Origin of the sequence: Tistlia consotensis USBA 355, from assembly GCF_900177295.1 — a bacterium.
Lineage (GTDB): Bacteria > Pseudomonadota > Alphaproteobacteria > Kiloniellales > DSM-21159 > Tistlia > Tistlia consotensis.
The window spans coordinates 15,705-32,412 of sequence record NZ_FWZX01000004.1 but is presented as its reverse complement, the minus strand read 5'-3'; the positions used below and the strand labels follow the sequence as shown (position 1 = coordinate 32,412).

Below are 16,708 nucleotides of genomic sequence, written 5' to 3'. Positions count from 1 at the left end.
CGATGACCGACTATCACGTCTTCGACCCGCGCCAGGGCCACGGCCTGGCCCACGACCCGCTCAACTCGATCGTGGTGCCGCGCCCGATCGGCTGGATCTCGACGCGCAGCGCCGAGGGCGCGCTGAACCTCGCGCCCTACAGCTTCTTCAACCTGCTGAGCTACAAGCCGGCGATCGTCGGCTTCGCCAGCACCGGCGTGAAGGACAGCCTGCGCAACGTCCGGGAGACCGGCGAGTTCGCCTGGAGCCTGGTGACCCGGCCGCTGGCCGAGGCGATGAACCGGACCAGCGCCATGGTGCCGCCCGAGGTCGACGAGTTCGAGCTGGCCGGCCTGACCCCGGCGCCCTCCGACGAGATCGCCGTGCCGCGAGTCGGCGAGAGCCCGGTCTCCTTCGAATGCAAGGTGACGAAGATCCTGCGCCTCGACGGCCACGCCGGCAACGAGGGCAGCTCCTGGCTGGTGCTCGGCGAGGCGGTGCGGATCCACATCGACAGGCGGGTGATCCGCGACGGCGTCTACCAGACCGTGCTGGCCGAGCCAGTCGCCCGCGGCGGCGGCCCGACCGACTACTTCTGGATCGGCGAGGAGAACCGCTTCCACATGCGCCGGCCGGACTGAGGCGGCGGCCCGTCAACCGGGATCGGCCTCGAAGTTGTGGACGAAGCCCTCGGGCAGCTCCGGGCCCCAGAGGAAGAAGCTGTCCTCGGGCGGGTGGTCGGCGGCCGGCCAGTCCTGGTCGAGCGGGATGTAGTCGATGTCGGCGGCGTACTCGGCGTAGCTGCCCCAGGGGTCGCCGACGTAGTGGAAGTAGTTCGAGCCGAGCACGTGCCGGCCGAGCCCCCAGCCCTTGGCGAAGCCCTGCGCGGCCATCTGAGCCGCGCCGCGGCCGATCTCGTCGATGCCGCCGACGTCCCAGCTGGAATGGTGCAGGCCCGGGCCGTCCGACTTGGCGAAGGCGATGATGTGGTGGTCCGAGCCGTGGATGCCGTGCAGGAAGCAGACGATGTCCCCCGCGCGGTCCGATAGCCGGAGGCCGAGGGCGCGGCCGTAGAAGTCGAGGCAGGCCGAGACGTCAGGCGAGAAGAGCAGCAGGTGGGCGAGGCGCTTCGGCTGCACGAGGCCGGCGCGCGAGCGCGAGGGTGCCGCCGCGACGCCCGCCGGGACCGAGGCCGTGGTGAAGGCGGGCTTGGCGTTCGGCGAGCTCTTCTCCGCGACCTTGAGCTCGATCGCGATGCCGAAGGGGTCGCGGAACCAGAGGCCGTCGCTCTCGACGCCGGCCGGTGCGTCGGTCAGCCGGATGCCCTGGGCCTCGATGTGCCGCTTCATCGGCTCGGCGTCCTCCTCGAAGAGGCCGAAGCTCAGGTGGCCGAGCCGCTTGCGCGGGCCCTCGCGGAGGCTGAGCCAGCGATGGTCGTCGCCGGCCGCGTAGACGCCGAGTCCCTCGCCCTCCTCGCGCACCTCCAGCCCGAAGGCCCCGTAGAAGCGCCGCGCGTCCTCGAGGCTCGGGACCTCCAGGGTGAAGGCGTCCAGCGAATGGATGCCGAGCTCGCCCGGGCGCTTGGTTACGCCCGGCTGTCCGGTGATCGCCGTCATGTCTCGCTTCTCCTCCCTGCTGCGGGCTTCTGCCGGGCCGCGCCTGCCGTCACGCTCGAAGCTCGCGGATGGCCCCTCCGGCCTCCCGATCTTCCTGCCCTCCGCATAGCACGAAGCGATATGCACATTGCAAGAGAAAATATATTTTTGCGTCGGAAGAGAATTTTCGGCAGACTCGGTCCGATGATGCACGACATGCCGCACAAGAGCCTGACCGCCCGGACCTGCGACCTGCTGCGCGAGGCGATCGTGCGCGCGCGCTATGCGCCGGGCCAGAAGCTGCGGATCGACCAGATCGGACGCGAGCTCTCGGCCAGCTCCGGCGCCGTGCGCGAGGCCCTCTCGCGCCTGACCGCCGAGGGACTGGTGATCGCCGAGCCGCAGAAGGGCTTCGTCGTCTCCCCGATCTCCCGCCGCGATCTCCAGGAGCTGACGGAGGTCCGCATCGCGGTGGAGTGTCGATGCCTGGCCGAGTCGATCGCCCAGGGCGACGTCGACTGGGAGGCGCGGGTCGTGGCCGTCCGTCATCGGCTCGCCGCCATAAAGGGCTCGGCGCGCCGCCCGGATGCGCCGGAGGTGCGCCGCTGGCACGCCACCCATCTGGAATTCCACGACGCGCTGGCCTCGGCCTGCCCCAACCGCTGGTGGGGGCGGCTGCGGTCCCAGCTCTTCACGCAGTCGGAGCGCTACCGGCGCCTCTCGGGCCCGTTCGACGAGACCGGCCGCGACGTCGAGGCGGAGCACAACGCGATCGCCGATGCCGCGCTGGCCCGCGACGTCGAGGCGGCCACGGCGGCCCTGACCGTCCATCTCAGCCGCACGACGGAGATCCTCCTGAACTCGCGGATCCTCTTCGTCGACGTGCCTCCGGCGCCGGACTCAGGCGGCGCGGCCGACTAGCGGCGCCGGCGGGCGCTCGCTCGGGCGCGGCGTCCGATCTTGCGGGCAGGTCTTGCGGGCAGTGAGCGGCCCGGACACAGGCCGGTTGGAGCGGGTGAAGGGAATCGAACCCTCGTCGTAAGCTTGGGAAGCTTCTGCTCTACCATTGAGCTACACCCGCTTCCGCGCCGGCCCCGATTATGTCGCAGAGAGCGGCCGCGCTGACAAGAGGGCGAGGGGCTTGTTCCGCCCCCCACACCTCTCCCTAGCCCTCTCCCCTCCCCAGGGAGCGGAGAGGGGACGCAAAGGGTGAGGCCTGGCCGTCCGACGCCCTCTCTGCCCCACGGGGGCGGAGAGGGTCGGGGAGAGGTTGGGGCCGTCTCGAAGCTTGCTGGCGCGATCGTGAAGCGCGCTTGATAGGCAGGGCGCCGGGTGCCCGGCATACTCCCGGCTTTGCGAAGACGAGCGCGGCGAGAGGAAGACGATGATCGAGACCCTGCGGTGGTTCGCCGTAGCCTTCGGGCTGGTGCTCGCGCTCGGCGGCCCTGTGGCGCCGGCCCGTGCTGCAGAGCCGCTGACCTGGGACCAGGCGCTGCAGCAGGCGCGCGGCGAGACGGTCTACTGGAACGCCTGGGCCGGCGACGAGCGGATCAACGCCTACATCGCCTGGGTCGGCGAGCGGGTGAAGGCGCTCTACGGCATCACGGTCGAGCAGGTGAAGCTGACCGACACCGCCGAGGCGGTCAGCCGCGTGCTCGCCGAGAAGGCGGCAGGCAAGACCGAGGACGGCTCGGTCGACCTGGTCTGGATCAACGGCGAGAACTTCGCGACGATGAAGGAGAACGGCCTGCTCTACGGCCCCTTCGTCAGGGAGCTGCCGAACTTCGCGCTGGTCGACACGCGCGACAAGCCGACCACGCTGGTCGACTTCACCGTGCCGACCGAGGGGCTCGAGGCGCCCTGGGGCATGGCCAAGATCAACTTCATCTACGATTCGGCGCGGGTCCACGACACGCCGGGCTCGATCCCGGCCTTCGCCGACTGGGCCGAGGCCCATCCCGGCCGCTTCACCTACCCGGCGCCGCCCGACTTCATCGGCTCGACCTTCCTGAAGCAGGTGCTTATCGAGCTGACCGCGGATGCCGACCAGCTGCAGAAGCCGGTCGCCAGCGACAGCCAGTTCGCGCGGGTCACGGCGCCGCTCTGGGCCTACCTCGACCGGCTGCACCCCAGCCTCTGGCGCGGCGGCCGGGTCTTTCCGGCGAGCGGGCCGGCCGAGCTGCAGCTGCTCGACGACGGCGAGCTCGACGTCGCGATCTCCTTCTATCCCTCGGAGGCGCAGTCGCTGATCGACAACGGCCGGCTGCCGAAGACGGCGCGGGTCTTCGTGCTCGACGACGGCACGATCGGCAACACCCACTTCGTCGCCATCCCCTTCAACGCCCGGGCCAAGGCGGCGGCGATGGTCGTCGCCGACTTCCTGATGAGCCCGGAGGCCCAGGCGCGCAAGCAGGACCCGCAGTACTGGGGCGACGACACGGTGCTGGCGATGGACCGCCTGACCCCGCAGCAGCGCGCGCTCTTCACGGCGATCAAGTCGGGGCCGGCGAGCCTGCCGCCCGACAGGCTGGGCCCGGTGCTGCTCGAGCCGCATCCGACCTGGATGACGCGGATCGAGGCCGAATGGGCGCGACGCTACGGCGGCTGAGCGAGCCGGCGAGGCCGGCGGCCGGCGCCCCGGCGCTGCGGCTGCCGGGCACCGGCGACTGGACTCGGCCGGTTCCGGCCCTGACCCTGACCCTGTTCCTCCTGCCGATCGGCGCCGGCCTGCTCGGCACCCTGCTGCCGGCCTTCGGCTGGCTGCCGGCCCTGGGCGGTCGCGCGCTCGGGCTCGGCCCCTGGCGGGCGCTCTTCGCGGAGCCGGGCCTTGGCCGGGCGGTGCTGGTCAGCCTGGTCTCCGGCGTCGGCGGCAGCGTCGCCGCCCTGGCGGTCGTCGTGCTGTTCTGCGCCGGCTGCCACCGCAGCCGGCTGTTCCGGCGCCTCAGGGTGGTGCTGGCACCGCTGCTCGCCGTGCCGCACGCCGCGGTCGCCATCGGCCTCGCCTTCCTGATCGCGCCGAGCGGCCTCCTGGCGCGCCTGGTCTCGCCCTGGGCGACCGGCTGGACGCTGCCGCCCGACGTCGCCATGGTCAACGACCCCTGGGGCCTGGCCCTCGGCCTCGGCCTGGCGGTCAAGGAGCTGCCCTTCCTGCTGCTCATGACCTTCGGCGCGCTCGGCCAGGTGCAGGCGGCGCAGAGATTGAGGACGGCGCGCGCGCTCGGCTACGGTCCGGCGACGGCCTGGCTCAAGACCGTGCTGCCGGCGGTCTGGCCGCTGGTCCGCCTGCCGTTCTACGCCGTGCTGGCCTATTCCCTGTCGGTCGTCGACATGGCGATCATCCTGGGCCCGAGCACGCCGCCGAGCCTCGCCGTGCTGGTCGTGCGCTGGTTCTACGACCCGGACCTGTCGCTGCGCTTCGTCGCGGCCGCCGGCGCGCTGCTGCAGCTCGCCCTGGTCGCCGGCGCGATCGGTCTCGCGGCGCTGGCCGAGCGCCTGGCGGCCCGGCTCGGCCGGCGCTGGCTGGCCGGCGGCGGGCGCGGCGGCGGCGGCCGGGCGGCCGACCTCGCGGGCCGGACCGCCGCGCTCGGCGCACTCGGCCTCGGCCTCGCCAGCCTGCTCGGCATCGCGCTCTGGTCGGTCGCCTGGCGCTGGCGCTATCCCGAGGCGCTGCCGAGCGTCTGGTCCGCGCAGACCTGGCTGCGGCACCTCGACGCGCTGCTGCCGACCACGGCCGTCACCTTCGGCCTCGGGCTCGCCGCGACGCTGGTCGCCCTGGCTCTGGTCGTCGGCTGCCTGGAGCGCGAGCAGCGCGGCGGCCGCCGGCCCGGACGGGGCGCGCTCTGGCTGCTCTACCTGCCGCTGCTGGTGCCGCAGGTCGCCTTCCTGTTCGGCGTCCAGGTGCTGGCGGTGAGGCTTGGCCTCGACGGCGGCTGGCTGGCCCTGGTCTGGAGCCACCTGCTGTTCGTCCTGCCCTACGTCTTCCTGGCGCTCGCCGAGCCCTACCGGGCGCTCGACCCGCGCTTCGGGCGGGCCGCGCGCTGCCTCGGCGCCGGGCCGGACCGGATGCTCTGGCGGATCCGCCTGCCGATGCTGCTGCGCCCGCTGGCCTTCGCCGCCGCGGTCGGCTTCGCCGTCTCGGTCGGCCAGTACCTGCCGACCCTCTTCGCCGGCGGCGGCCGCGTCGCGACCCTGACCACCGAGGCGGTCGCGCTCTCGGCCGGCGGCGACCGCCGGGTGCTCGCGGTCTATGCCTTCCTGCAGACCCTGCTGCCGCTGCTCGCCTTCCTGGCGGCGCTCGCCCTGCCGGCCTGGCGCCACCGCCGGCGCCGCGGCCTGAGGCTGCCGTCGTGAGCGGCTTGGCGCCGGCCGATCCGGGCCCGGACCGCGCCCTGGTGCTGGAGGGCATCGGCCTGCGCCTCGGCGGCCGCAGCCTGGTCGAGGGCCTCGACCTGACGGTGCCGCCGGGCGAGGTGGTGACCCTGATGGGGCCGAGCGGGGTCGGCAAGTCGAGCCTGCTCGATTTCGTCTGCGGCACGCTCGACCCGGCCTTCGAGGCCTCCGGTCGGGTCCGCCTCGCCGGCCGCGAGCTGACCGGCCTGCCGCCGGAGCGGCGCGCCGTCGGCATCCTGTTCCAGGACGACCTGCTGTTTCCGCACCTCAGCGTTGCGGAGAACCTGGCCTTCGGCATCCCGCCGTCGGTGCGCGGCCGGCGCCGCCGCCGGGCCCGCGTCGCCGAGGCCCTGGCCGAGGCCGGCCTCGCCGGCTTCGAGTCGCGCGATCCGGCGACCCTCTCCGGCGGCCAGCGCGCCCGGGTCGCGCTGTTCCGCACCCTGCTGGCCGAGCCGCGGGCGCTGCTGCTCGACGAGCCCTTCGGCAAGCTCGACGTGGCCCTGCGCGACCGGGTGCGCCGTTTCGTCTTCGACCACGCCCGCGCGAGGGCTCTGCCGACCCTGCTCGTGACGCACGATCCCGCGGACGCCCGGGCCGCCGGCGGACCGCGCGTCGAACTTTCGACACCGGGCATGCAACAATTTGGCTAATAGCGCGTTTAGACGAGGATTTTGCCGGGTCTTGTCATGTCGGTGTCTTTGACAATGGCAGTTGTTGCGGCTATTTTCCGCGCCAGGAATGTGAGAAGCTGCCGAGTGGCGCGCTTTCACGCATTCGGCGAGGACAGCCGTTCCGGTTGACTTTGGGGGAAGCCTTCCAGAATCACGGGTGCCAAGGACGAAGGAGGACAGAGTTAATGTCACGGATCAAGCTGTTGGGCGCGTTCGCCGCGCTCTCCCTACTCGCCGGTTGCGTCACCGGTTACAACATTGACGCGGCCAAGGAAGTGCAGCCCGGCAACGTCAGCGCCTTCAACGCCGGTCTGGTCAAGGAGTACCGCGACCTGACCACGTTCGAGGCCGACAAGATGTACGACTGGCCGGATGCCGACCTGTTCGCGCGCAAGGCGCTGGCGGCGGCCAACGGCGAGACCGTGCTGCCCGAGGAGCTCGCGAACTGGGATCTGCCGGTCGACAAGATCGACGAGATGGCCAAGTACCGCGCCGAGCTGGTCAGCCTGCTCGACGCCGGCGCCCGCACCCGCGTCCCCGACGACGCGGCGCGCGCCCAGGGCCGCTTCGACTGCTGGGTCGAGCAGCAGGAGGAGAACCATCAGCCCGACGACATCGCGGCCTGCAAGAACGACTTCCTGGCCGCGCTCGAGAAGCTGAAGGTGACCCCGGCGCCGATGGCTCCGGACCGCTTCACCGTCTACTTCGACTTCGACCGCTCGAACATCCGGCCTGACGCCCAGGCGGTGCTGAACGACGTGGTCGCGGCCGCCAAGAAGGAAGGCGTCTCCGAGTTCTCGCTGACCGGCCACGCCGACCGTGCCGGCCCGCCGGACTACAACCTGCGCCTGTCGATCAAGCGCGCCGAGTCGGTCCGCGACTACCTGGTGGGCAAGGGCTTCATGCCCCAGAACATCTCGGTCGCGGGTCGTGGTGAGGCGGATCCGGCCGTGCCGACCGCCGACGGTGTCCGCGAGCAGGCCAACCGCCGCGTCGAGATCATCTTCCAGTAAGCTCGACGACGGTTCCTGACGACGGGCGGCGCCGTCCCCATGAGGGGGCGGCGCCGCTCCGCTTTTCGGCCCCGCGCACCGCGCGGGGGACGGCATCCCGCCTCGCTCCCGAGGCGGGATTTTTCGTCGGCCGCGCCCTTTGGCGCCCTTGCCAAGCGGCGCCCGAGACCGCAGCTTTGCCTCGGGCCAGGGCCGCTCCGCTCGGGCCGCATCGTCGGCGCGGCGGACCGGCACGAGCGCAGACCGCTCCAGCAGGAGGTTGCGATGAGGTATGCGGAGACCACCGCCGGCATCACCGTCGAGGTCGAGCCGACCTTTCTGGACGAGCAGTCCTCGCCCGGCGACGGCCACTACGTCTGGGCCTACAGCGTGCGCATCGCCAACAACTCGACCGAAGGCGTCCAGCTGCTGTCGCGCCATTGGCGGATCACCGACGCGCTCGGCCGGACCCAGGAGGTGCGCGGCCCCGGCGTGGTCGGCGAGCAGCCGCACATCGCGCCCGGCGAGGCCTTCGAGTACGCCAGCGGCGCGCCGCTGGGGACCGCCTCCGGCATGATGGTCGGCAGCTACGAGCTGGCGACCGACGGCGGCCGCCGTCTGGAGGTCGCGATTCCCGCCTTCAGCCTCGACAGCCCGCACCAGCCGCTCGTCGTCCATTGAGCGCTCCCGCCGGCCCGGACGTCGCCGGCCCGCCCATTCCCTGCTAGGCTGCGGCCCCGCTCGCCGCCTACTGACCGCTCCCGGGCATGCTCGACTTCCGTCCGATTCTCTTCGTCATCGGGGTGCTGCTCTCGGTGCTGGCCTTCGCCATGGCGATCCCGGCGACGGTTGATGCCGCCAGCGGCCATGCCGACTGGCAGGTCTTTGCGGCCGCCGGCGCGGTCAGCCTGTTCGTCGGCATCGCGCTGGTCCTGACGACGCGCAGCGGCTGGGGCGCCTTCTCGGTCCGCCAGGGCTTCCTGCTGGTCAGCCTGGCCTGGGCGGTGATCGCGCTGTTCGGCGCCCTGCCCTTCGCCTTCTCGGAGCTGCGGCTGAGCCCGGCCGATGCGCTCTTCGAGTCGATGTCGGGGGTCACCACGACCGGTGCGACGGTGATCGTCGGGCTCGACGCGGCGCCGCCCGGCATCCTGATCTGGCGGGCGATCCTGCAGTGGCTCGGCGGCATCGGCATCATCGTCATGGCGATCGCGGTGCTGCCGGTGCTGCGGGTCGGCGGCATGCAGCTGTTCCGGGTCGAGGCCTTCGAGACCGACAAGATCCTGCCGCGTGCCGCCCAGCTGGCGGGCGAGATCTCGATCGTCTACCTCGGCCTGACCGCGGCCGCCGCGCTGCTGTTCTGGAGCCTCGGCATGGACGGCTTCGACGCCGTCGCCCACGCCATGACCGCGATCGCGACCGGCGGCTACTCGACGCGCGACGCCTCGGTCGGGCATTTCGATTCGGCGGTGATCGACTATGCCGTCTCGCTGGTCATGGTGCTCGGCTCGATCCCCTTCGTGCTCTACCTCAGGGTCCTGCGCGGCAAGCCGCTGGCGCCGCTGCGCGATTCCCAGGTGCGCTGGATGCTGATCGTGCTCGCCTCGGCGATCGCCCTGCTCAGCGCCTGGCTGGTCCACGGCGGCCAGTTCGCCCTGCCGGATGCCCTGCGCTACACGACCTTCAACGTCGTCTCGGTGATGACCGGCACCGGCTACGCGACCAACGACTTCGACCTCTGGGGCGGCTTCGCGATGGTCGTGTTCTTCCTGCTGATGTTCGTCGGCGGCTGCGCCGGCTCGACGACCTGCGGCATCAAGATCTTCCGCTTCCAGGTCCTGGCGGCGACCGCCGGCACCCAGCTCAAGCGGCTGATGCATCCGCACGGCGTGTTCCTGGCCTACTACCACGGCAAGCCGGTGCCCGAGCAGGTCTCGCTGTCCGTGACCTCGTTCTTCTTCCTGTTCATCGGCGCCTTCGGGCTGCTCGCCGCGGCGCTCGCCCTGGTCGGGCTCGACTACGTGACGGCGATCTCCTGCGCGGCCAGCGCGATCGCCAACGTCGGGCCCGGCCTCGGTCCGATCATCGGCCCCGCCGGCACCTACGCCAGCCTGCCCGACACCGCCAAGTGGCTGCTCTGCCTCGGCATGCTGCTCGGCCGGCTCGAGCTGTTCACCGTGCTGGTGCTGTTCATGCCGCACTTCTGGCGCGGCTGAGGCGCCGGCCGGCCGCTCTGCGGGATCGCAAAGCGATTCCCTCGGGCCGCGATCTGATCTAGTAAGCTTACATGCCGAAGAGACGCTATTCCCCGCAGGAGATGCTGGCCATCCTGGTCGGCTTCGACACCACCTCCCGAGAATCGAACCTCAAGCTGATCGACTGGGTCGAGGCCTATCTCGCCGACTACGGCGTGGCCTGCCGGCGCAGCTACGACGACGCCGGCGGCAAGGCCAACCTGCTGGCCACTATCGGGCCCTCGGTCGAGGGCGGCATCGTGCTGTCCGGCCACACCGACGTGGTGCCGGTCGACGGCCAGAGCTGGACCAGCGACCCCTTCCGCATGGTCGCGCGCAACGGCCGGCTCTACGGCCGCGGCACCGCCGACATGAAGGCCTTCTCGGCGGTCGCCCTGGCGCTGGTGCCGGACTTCCTGGAGCGGCCCCTGGCGCGGCCGATCCACCTGGCGCTCTCCTACGACGAGGAGGTCGGCTGCATCGGTGTGCACCGCCTGGTCGCCGACCTGTCGGCCAACCTGCCGAGGCCGGGGCTGGTGATGGTCGGCGAGCCGACCGAGATGCGCGTCGTCAATGCGCACAAGGGGGTGTCCGGCTTCGTCACGCGGATCCACGGCAAGTCGGCCCATTCCAGCCAGCCGCACCGCGGCGGCAACGCCATCGTCGCGGCGGCGCGCCTGATCGCCTTCCTCCACGAGATGGCCGAGGAGAAGAAGACGGGGCCGCAGTCGAGCGCCGGCTTCGAGCCGCCGCACACGACCTTCGGCATCGGCGTCATCCAGGGCGGCTCGGCGCTCAACATCGTCGCCGAGCACTGCCAGTTCCAGTGGGAGTTCCGGCGCGTGCCGGCCGACGATCCGGCCGAGATCCTGGGCCGCTTCGAGCGCTACGCCCGGGAGGTCGTGCTGCCCGACCTGCGCCGCCACGCGCCCGACGCCGAGATCGTCACCGAGACCCTGGCGGCCGTGCCGCCGCTGGCGCCCGAGGACGACGGCCTGGCCGAGACCCTGCTCAAGCGGCTGACCGACGCCAACCAGGCCCATGTCGTGTCCTACGGCACCGAGGGCGGCGTGTTCCAGCAGGCCGGCCTCTCGACCGTGGTCTGCGGGCCGGGCTCGATCGACCAGGCGCACCAGCCCGACGAGTTCATCGAGGCGAAGCAGCTCGAGCTCTGCGCCGAGGTGATGCTGCGCCTCGCCGACTGGGCCCGCCGGGCCGAGGCGGCCTGACGGCGATCGCGGGCGGGGCTCACTGGAGCCTCAGGTAGTCCATTTCGGCGAGCACGCTGCGCACCGTTCCGATCAGCGCCTTGACGATCGGGCTGTGGTTGTCCGCGTGGAAGGTCGCGAAGACCGGCACGTCCTCGAGCGCCGGGGCGGTCCTGAGCAGGCGGACCCGGCCGAGCGCCGCCTCGCGCTCCATCATCTTGCTCGACAGGATGCCGATCGCCGTCCCGGCGCTGACCAGATGCGCCAGCAACGCGACCCCCGAGCAGAGGTCCAGGCGGGCCGGCACGAGACCGGCACTGGCGAACCAGGCCTGGACCTGGCGATAGCCGATCGTCGAGGGCGCGTTGCTGATGATCGGCAGGTGCGCCAGGTCGCGCGGCCGCACCAGCTCCGGCAGCGCCCAACGGGGTGCGGCGACCCAGCTCGTCTCCTGGGCGCCGAGCGGCAGCAGGGTGAAGCCCTCCCGCTCCGTCGGGTCGACCAGAAACGCGAGGTCGAGTCTGTGATCGTGCAGCTCCGGCTCGATGGCCGAGCTGGTCGCGACCACGACCTCCGGCCGGATGTCGGGATAGAGCTCGTGCAGGCGCTCGAGAGTCTGCGCCAGGCAGACCAGCGCGAAACCCTCCGCGAAACCGATCCGGATGCGGCCGCGCACCCGGCTCTCGCCCGAATGGCTGACCATCTGGTCGATGTTCTCCAGCACCCGCTTGGCATTCGGCAGCAGCGCCTGGCCGTCGAGCGACAGCCGGAGGCCGCGGCCGACCCGGTCGAAGAGCGGCAGGCCGACCGTCTCCTCCAGGGCGCGCAGCCGCAGGGAGATGGTCGGCTGGCTGAGATGGAGACGCTGCGCCGCGCGCTCGACGGAGCCGAGCGAGGCGATCCAGAAGAAGGCCTCGAGCTGCGCGACGGTCACGCGATTCATTGAAATTTCCAATCTTTTGTCCCGGCATCTTCCAATTGGACCGCCGAGATTTCAATGACCTATAGAGGCAGCCGCCGACGGGGCGAGGGGACGGGGAGCAGGGGGAATCCATCCGCATGGCGGATCCGGCGCATCAGGTCGTCAAGGTCGAGGGCTTCGAGGTCACGTGCCGGCTGCCGAGACCGGTCGGCAACTCGATGCGGACCTTCGACCGGCGCTCGTCGCTGATCGTACGCATCACCACCCGATCCGGCGCGGTCGGCTGGGGCGAGACCTGGGCTTTCCCGGAGGCCGCCGGCAGCCTGATCCGCAGCAACCTGGCGCCGGCGATTCTCGGCGCCGATGCGACGGCGCCCCGCACCGTCCAGGCGCGCATGGTCGCGCCGCTCGCGATCGACCGACGCGGCCAGTGCCACATGGCGATCAGCGCCCTCGACATCGCGCTCTGGGACGCCTGGGGGCGGATCGCCGGCCAGCCGATCCACGCGCTGCTCGGCGGCGCCCTGCGCGATCGCGTCCCGGCCTACGCCAGCGGGCCCTTTCTGGAGGCTGCGCCCGACCGCTACGGCGCCCTCGCCGGCGAGGTCGAGCGCTACGCCGCCGCCGGCTTTCGCGCGATCAAGCTGCGGGTCGGCACCGATCTCGCCACGGACGCCTCCGCGATCCGCCAGGCCCGCTCGATTCTCGGCGCGGAGGCGCTGCTGATGGCCGATCTCAACGAGGGCTCGACGGTGCGCGACGCCGTGGCCCTGACCGAAGCGGTCGCCGACGCGCGGCTGTCCTGGATCGAGGAGCCGATCCCGCACGACGACCTGCCGGGCTACCGGCGGCTGGCGCAGCTGCTGTCCCTGCCCCTCGCCGGCGGCGAGTCCTTCTCGGGCACCCAGGCCTTCCGCGACTTCCTCGCTGCCGGCGCCCTCGACATCGTACAGCCGGACCTGGCGATCTGCGGCGGCCTGACCGAAGGCCTGCGCGTGGCCGCCCTCGCCGACGCCTTCGAGACGGCGGTCGCGCCGCACGTCTGGGGCACCGGCATCAACTTCCTGGCATCGCTGCAGTTCGCCGCGGTGCTGACGCCGCGGCGCGGGCCCGTGCCCTTCCCGCTGTTCGAGTACGACATGGGCATCAACCCGCTGCGCTCGGCCCTCTACGACCCGCAGCCCGACAGGGACGGCCGGCTCGCCGTTCCGGACGGGCCGGGCCTCGGTATCGAGATCTCGATCGACCGTCTGGCCGACTACGTCACCGGCCACTGGACGCTCGAATAGTCGCTGCAAAGACCGATAAGACTGCAAGGGAGGACAATGATGAATCGCCGTATGCTCCTGGCCGCCGCCGTCGCGCTGGCCGCCGCTCTGCCCGGCTTCTCCGCCGCCGCGCAGACGATCCTCAACCTCGGTTTCGTCGGCGGCCCGAAGGCCCCCGAGGCGATCGCGATGGGGCAGCTCGCCGACGAGGTGAAGCAGAAGACCGACGGCCGCGTCGAGATCCGCCTGCAGGGCGGCGGCGCGCTCGGCGGCGACCGCGAGGTCGTCGAGGGCGTCCAGCTCGGCACGGTCGACATGACCGTGGTCTCGACCTCGGTCGTCGCCAACTTCGTCCCGGATCTCAAGATCTTCGACATCCCGTTCCTGTTCCGCGACTTCGACCACGCCCAGGCGGTGCTGGAGGGGCCGATCGGACAGAAGATCCTGGACGGCATGCCGGACCAGGGGCTGGTCGGGCTGGCCTTCGGCGGCATGGGCTTCCGCCAGCTGACCAACAACGTGCGGCCGGTGCATACGCCAGCCGACGTCAAGGGCCTGAAGATCCGCACGCAGCAGAACGACATGCACATCGCGGTCTGGCGGGCGCTCGGCGTGCTGCCGACGCCGATGGGCATCCCGGAGGTCTACACGGCGCTGCAGCAGGGCGTGGTCGACGGCCAGGAGAACCCGATCGGCGCGATCATCAACAACCGCTTCGGCGAGGTGCAGAAGTATCTCAGCCTGACCAACCACGCCTTCACGCCGCTGGTCGTGCTGATCTCGCCCTCGGCCTGGGGCGCGCTCAGCGACGTCGACAAGGCGGTGTTCCGGACCGCCGCCGGGAACGCCATGGCGCGCAACCGCAAGGAGGTCGAGGCCGTCGCGAAGTCGGGCCTCGACACGCTGCGCGGCCAGGGCATGACCGTGGTCACCAACGTCGACACCAAGGCCTTCCGGGCCGAGCTCGACCCGCTCTTCGCCGAGTTCGCCAAGCAGTTCGGCGCCGACCGCCTGAAGGCGATCCAAGAGACCGAGTGATGGCGGCGGTCGCCGCGGCGCGCGCGGCCTTCCTGGCGGTCGAGCGGCGCGTGACCCAGGCCGCGGTGGCGGCGGGCTGCCTCGGGCTCGCCGTCGCCGCGCTGACCGGCCTCTATCAGGTGCTGGCCCGCTTCGTGCTGCTGCGGCCGGCCTCCTGGTCGGAGCCGCTGATCCAGGTCGTGCTGATCTGGATGGCCTACCTCGCGCTCGCCGGCGCGATGCGCAGCGGCAGCTTGATCGCCGTCGACCTGCTGCTGCGCGTCGCCACCGGCCGGGCACGGCGGGCGCTGCGGACGCTCGTCACGCTGGCGGTCCTGGCGCTGCTGGCGACGCTCTTCTGGTTCGGCTGCCTGATCGTCTGGCGGGTGCGCTTCCAGACCATCGCCGGTCTCGACGTCGCGGCCTCCTGGGCCTACGCGGCGCTGCCCTTCGGCTCGGCGCTCTCGATCCTCGCCCTGCTCGCCCACGCCGCCGATCCGCCGGTCGAGGCCGCGCCAGAGCCGGACGCCGCCGGCTGACCGGGGAGGAGACCTCATGCTCGGCACGATGATCGTGACCATGACGCTGCTGCTGGTGCTGGCGGTGCCGGTCGCCGTGGCGATCGGCCTCGCCGGCGTCGTCGGCACGCTGGGCTTCTCGAACCTGCCGCTGATCGTCATCCCGCAGCAGGCCTTCGTCGCCCTCGACAAGTTCCCGCTGGCCGCGATCCCCTTCTTCATCCTGGCCGGCAACATCATGGCGGCCGGCGGCATCTCCTCGCGCCTGGTCGACTTCGTCGACAGCCTGCTGCGCGGCGTGCGCGGCGGCCTGCCGATCTCCTGCGTCCTGGTCTGCATGATCTTCGCCGCGGTCTCGGGCTCCAGCGTCGCCACGACCTACGCGATCGGCGCGATCCTGATCCCGGCGATGGTGCGCCAGGGCTATCCGGTCGGCTTCGCCGCGGCGCTGCAGGCCAGCTCGGCCGAGCTCGGGGTGCTGATCCCGCCTTCGATCCCGATGATCCTCTACGGCGTCTCCGCCGCGACGCCGGTCGGCGACCTCTTCGTCGCCGGCCTCGGGCCGGGCCTGCTGGTCGCCGCGGCCCTCGCCCTCTACGTCTGGGTCTGGTGCCGCCTCTCCGGCCACAGCGCCGCGGACGCGCCGGCTGCCAAGCCGATCGGCCGGACGGCACGCCGGGCGCTGCTGGCGCTGGCCATGCCGGTGATCATCCTCGGCGGCATCTACGGCGGCGTCTTCACCCCGACCGAGGCCTCGGTCGTCGCGGTCTTCTACGCCCTGGCGGTCAGCATGGGGATCTACCGGGAGCTCACCTTCGGCGGCCTGCTGGTGGTGCTGAAGCGCTCGACCCTGGCCTCGGCGATCATCATGTTCATCATCTCGATGGCCGGGCTCTTCTCGTTCCTGCTGACCCGCGCCGGCGTGCCGGCGATGATCGGCGACTGGATCATCGCGACCTTCACCGACGGCGTGACCTTCCTGCTGGCGGTCAACGTCTTCCTGTTCCTGATCGGCATGTTCGTCGAGACCTCGGCCTCGATCGTCGTGCTGGCGCCGATCCTGGCGCCGGTCGCCGTGCGCTTCGGCATCGACCCGGTGCACTTCGGCATGGTCATGATCATGAACCTGGCGCTCGGCATGATCACGCCGCCCTTCGGCGTCAATCTCTTCGCCGCCTGCGCGGTCGCCGAGATCTCGCTCGAGAGGATGCTGCCCTACCTGCTGCCGCTGGTCGCCACGGTGCTGGCCTGCCTGGCGCTGGTCACCTACCTGCCGGACATCAGCCTGTTCCTCGTCGGCCTGCTCGGCGGCCGCTGAGGCCGGGCTATTTCAGGTAGCTGCCGAGGCTGCCCTTGATCTGGCGGGTCATCTCGGCGTCGAAGTCGTCCATCAGCTGCTCGGTCATCTGGAACCAGATCTGCTCGCGCTGGGCCAGGGTCGCGTCCTCCGAGACGGTGGTCGAGCGGGTCGCCTCGGCCTCGGCGTAGCCGCTGCGCCGGCCGTCCGGCTCGAAGATCGCGACGGTCGCGGCGACCCGGGCGTCGTAGCGCTGGGTCTGGTCGGTGGTGAAGGCGCCCTTGATGCCGCCGGTGCGCGGCAGCTGGACCTCCTTGACCGAAGCGTCGGTGATCGTCACGACGGCGCGCCGCGGGCCGCCCAGGGCGAGCAGCCGCTCCTTGGCCCAGCGCTCGGCGACCTTGTCCGGCGGCTGCGGGAACAGGTGGTCGACGTAGGGCGGCTCGAGGGTCGGGCGGTAGTCGTCGACGACCTGGATCGAGCCGACGTCGAGGCGCAGGGTCTGCTCGTGGGCGAAGCCGATCTCGGGGAAGGTCGGCTCCGGCGGCGGCGACTGGCAGCCGGCCAGGACGAGGCCGGCGGCGGCCAGGGGGGCGAGCAGGGCGGCGGGAAGACGCATCG

16 protein-coding genes and 1 tRNA gene are annotated in these 16,708 nt (G+C 71.5%); 13 read left to right on the top strand and 4 right to left on the bottom strand.

The annotated features are described in order from the left end of the window. Positions 1-2 precede the first annotated feature (2 nt). The gene (locus B9O00_RS06945; protein ID WP_085121742.1) at positions 3-620 is read left to right on the top strand and encodes a flavin reductase family protein; all 618 of its coding nucleotides are present in this window, start codon (positions 3-5) and stop codon (positions 618-620) included. A gap of 12 nt (positions 621-632) precedes the next feature. On the opposite strand, the gene B9O00_RS06940 is transcribed toward B9O00_RS06945, so the two are convergent. Then, on the bottom strand, positions 633-1,595 hold the full coding sequence (locus B9O00_RS06940; RefSeq protein ID WP_085121741.1) for a VOC family protein: 963 nt from the start codon (positions 1,593-1,595) through the stop codon (positions 633-635). A gap of 195 nt (positions 1,596-1,790) precedes the next feature. On the opposite strand from B9O00_RS06940, the gene B9O00_RS32385 reads away from it, so the two are divergent. Next, positions 1,791-2,495 (top strand): GntR family transcriptional regulator, encoded by a 705-nt coding sequence (locus B9O00_RS32385; protein ID WP_159460133.1) that lies wholly within the window; start codon positions 1,791-1,793, stop codon positions 2,493-2,495. 86 nt (positions 2,496-2,581) lie between these two features. Here the strand turns inward: B9O00_RS32385 and B9O00_RS06930 are convergent. Further along, positions 2,582-2,655: transfer RNA gene (locus tag B9O00_RS06930), tRNA-Gly, on the bottom strand. Positions 2,656-2,958: 303 nt separating this feature from the next. Here B9O00_RS06930 and B9O00_RS06925 point away from each other — a divergent pair. The 7 genes from B9O00_RS06925 (at position 2,959) to argE (ending at position 11,086) form a co-directional block, all read left to right on the top strand. Further along, positions 2,959-4,182: an ABC transporter substrate-binding protein gene (locus B9O00_RS06925; RefSeq protein ID WP_085121740.1), complete on the top strand. Its 1,224-nt coding sequence runs from the start codon at positions 2,959-2,961 to the stop codon at positions 4,180-4,182. Beyond that, positions 4,158-5,924 carry an ABC transporter permease gene (locus B9O00_RS06920; protein ID WP_085121739.1) on the top strand — a complete coding sequence of 589 codons (1,767 nt, stop codon included), beginning with the start codon at positions 4,158-4,160 and terminating at the stop codon, positions 5,922-5,924. Before B9O00_RS06925 ends, B9O00_RS06920 begins: the two co-directional genes overlap by 25 nt. Beyond that, complete coding sequence (locus B9O00_RS06915; RefSeq protein WP_085121738.1) at positions 5,921-6,613, top strand: ATP-binding cassette domain-containing protein; 693 nt, start codon at positions 5,921-5,923, stop codon at positions 6,611-6,613. Before B9O00_RS06920 ends, B9O00_RS06915 begins: the two co-directional genes overlap by 4 nt. Positions 6,614-6,819: 206 nt before the next feature. Next, the gene (locus tag B9O00_RS06910) at positions 6,820-7,647 is read left to right on the top strand and encodes an OmpA family protein (RefSeq protein WP_085121737.1); all 828 of its coding nucleotides are present in this window, start codon (positions 6,820-6,822) and stop codon (positions 7,645-7,647) included. 264 nt (positions 7,648-7,911) lie between these two features. Next, positions 7,912-8,307 (top strand): Co2+/Mg2+ efflux facilitator ApaG/CorD, encoded by a 396-nt coding sequence (gene apaG / locus B9O00_RS06905; protein WP_085121736.1) that lies wholly within the window; start codon positions 7,912-7,914, stop codon positions 8,305-8,307. Between the two features lie 86 nt (positions 8,308-8,393). Continuing rightward, complete coding sequence (locus B9O00_RS06900) at positions 8,394-9,839, top strand: TrkH family potassium uptake protein (RefSeq protein ID WP_085121735.1); 1,446 nt, start codon at positions 8,394-8,396, stop codon at positions 9,837-9,839. Between the two features lie 71 nt (positions 9,840-9,910). Then, entirely contained in the window at positions 9,911-11,086 is a 1,176-nt protein-coding gene (gene argE / locus B9O00_RS06895) for an acetylornithine deacetylase (RefSeq protein WP_085121734.1), read from the top strand. A gap of 19 nt (positions 11,087-11,105) precedes the next feature. Here the strand turns inward: argE and B9O00_RS06890 are convergent, their stop codons facing one another. Beyond that, positions 11,106-12,008 carry a LysR family transcriptional regulator gene (locus B9O00_RS06890; RefSeq protein ID WP_085121733.1) on the bottom strand — a complete coding sequence of 301 codons (903 nt, stop codon included), beginning with the start codon at positions 12,006-12,008 and terminating at the stop codon, positions 11,106-11,108. Positions 12,009-12,124: 116 nt separating this feature from the next. Between B9O00_RS06890 and B9O00_RS06885 the strand changes: the two genes are divergently transcribed. The 4 genes from B9O00_RS06885 to B9O00_RS06870 are packed head-to-tail and all read left to right on the top strand — an operon-like array spanning position 12,125 to position 16,108. Continuing rightward, positions 12,125-13,276, top strand: coding sequence for a mandelate racemase/muconate lactonizing enzyme family protein (locus B9O00_RS06885; RefSeq protein ID WP_085121732.1), 1,152 nt, complete (start codon positions 12,125-12,127; stop codon positions 13,274-13,276). Positions 13,277-13,315: 39 nt separating this feature from the next. Further along, the gene (locus tag B9O00_RS06880) at positions 13,316-14,293 is read left to right on the top strand and encodes a TRAP transporter substrate-binding protein (protein ID WP_159460132.1); all 978 of its coding nucleotides are present in this window, start codon (positions 13,316-13,318) and stop codon (positions 14,291-14,293) included. Beyond that, positions 14,293-14,811 (top strand): TRAP transporter small permease, encoded by a 519-nt coding sequence (locus tag B9O00_RS06875; protein WP_085121730.1) that lies wholly within the window; start codon positions 14,293-14,295, stop codon positions 14,809-14,811. Before B9O00_RS06880 ends, B9O00_RS06875 begins: the two co-directional genes overlap by 1 nt. A gap of 16 nt (positions 14,812-14,827) precedes the next feature. Continuing rightward, complete coding sequence (locus B9O00_RS06870) at positions 14,828-16,108, top strand: TRAP transporter large permease (RefSeq protein WP_085121729.1); 1,281 nt, start codon at positions 14,828-14,830, stop codon at positions 16,106-16,108. Between the two features lie 7 nt (positions 16,109-16,115). On the opposite strand, the gene B9O00_RS06865 is transcribed toward B9O00_RS06870, so the two are convergent. After that, positions 16,116-16,706, bottom strand: a complete 591-nt coding sequence (locus tag B9O00_RS06865) for a hypothetical protein (RefSeq protein ID WP_085121728.1) — start codon at positions 16,704-16,706, stop codon at positions 16,116-16,118. Positions 16,707-16,708: the final 2 nt, after the last annotated feature.

Excerpts from the sequence above, each read along its gene's own strand:
- argE (WP_085121734.1), top strand. The coding sequence starts at position 9,911 with ATGCCGAAGAGACGCTATTCCCCGCAGGAGATGCTGGCCATCCTGGTC.
- B9O00_RS06925 (WP_085121740.1), top strand. The coding sequence starts at position 2,959 with ATGATCGAGACCCTGCGGTGGTTCGCCGTAGCCTTCGGGCTGGTGCTC.
- B9O00_RS06865 (WP_085121728.1), bottom strand. The coding sequence starts at position 16,706 with ATGCGTCTTCCCGCCGCCCTGCTCGCCCCCCTGGCCGCCGCCGGCCTC.
- B9O00_RS06910 (WP_085121737.1), top strand. The coding sequence starts at position 6,820 with ATGTCACGGATCAAGCTGTTGGGCGCGTTCGCCGCGCTCTCCCTACTC.
- apaG (WP_085121736.1), top strand. The coding sequence starts at position 7,912 with ATGAGGTATGCGGAGACCACCGCCGGCATCACCGTCGAGGTCGAGCCG.
- B9O00_RS06880 (WP_159460132.1), top strand. The coding sequence starts at position 13,316 with ATGAATCGCCGTATGCTCCTGGCCGCCGCCGTCGCGCTGGCCGCCGCT.
- B9O00_RS06875 (WP_085121730.1), top strand. The coding sequence starts at position 14,293 with ATGGCGGCGGTCGCCGCGGCGCGCGCGGCCTTCCTGGCGGTCGAGCGG.
- B9O00_RS06945 (WP_085121742.1), top strand. The coding sequence starts at position 3 with ATGACCGACTATCACGTCTTCGACCCGCGCCAGGGCCACGGCCTGGCC.
- B9O00_RS06940 (WP_085121741.1), bottom strand. The coding sequence starts at position 1,595 with ATGACGGCGATCACCGGACAGCCGGGCGTAACCAAGCGCCCGGGCGAG.
- B9O00_RS06870 (WP_085121729.1), top strand. The coding sequence starts at position 14,828 with ATGCTCGGCACGATGATCGTGACCATGACGCTGCTGCTGGTGCTGGCG.
- B9O00_RS06920 (WP_085121739.1), top strand. The coding sequence starts at position 4,158 with ATGGGCGCGACGCTACGGCGGCTGAGCGAGCCGGCGAGGCCGGCGGCC.
- B9O00_RS06890 (WP_085121733.1), bottom strand. The coding sequence starts at position 12,008 with ATGAATCGCGTGACCGTCGCGCAGCTCGAGGCCTTCTTCTGGATCGCC.
- B9O00_RS06885 (WP_085121732.1), top strand. The coding sequence starts at position 12,125 with ATGGCGGATCCGGCGCATCAGGTCGTCAAGGTCGAGGGCTTCGAGGTC.
- B9O00_RS06900 (WP_085121735.1), top strand. The coding sequence starts at position 8,394 with ATGCTCGACTTCCGTCCGATTCTCTTCGTCATCGGGGTGCTGCTCTCG.
- B9O00_RS32385 (WP_159460133.1), top strand. The coding sequence starts at position 1,791 with ATGCCGCACAAGAGCCTGACCGCCCGGACCTGCGACCTGCTGCGCGAG.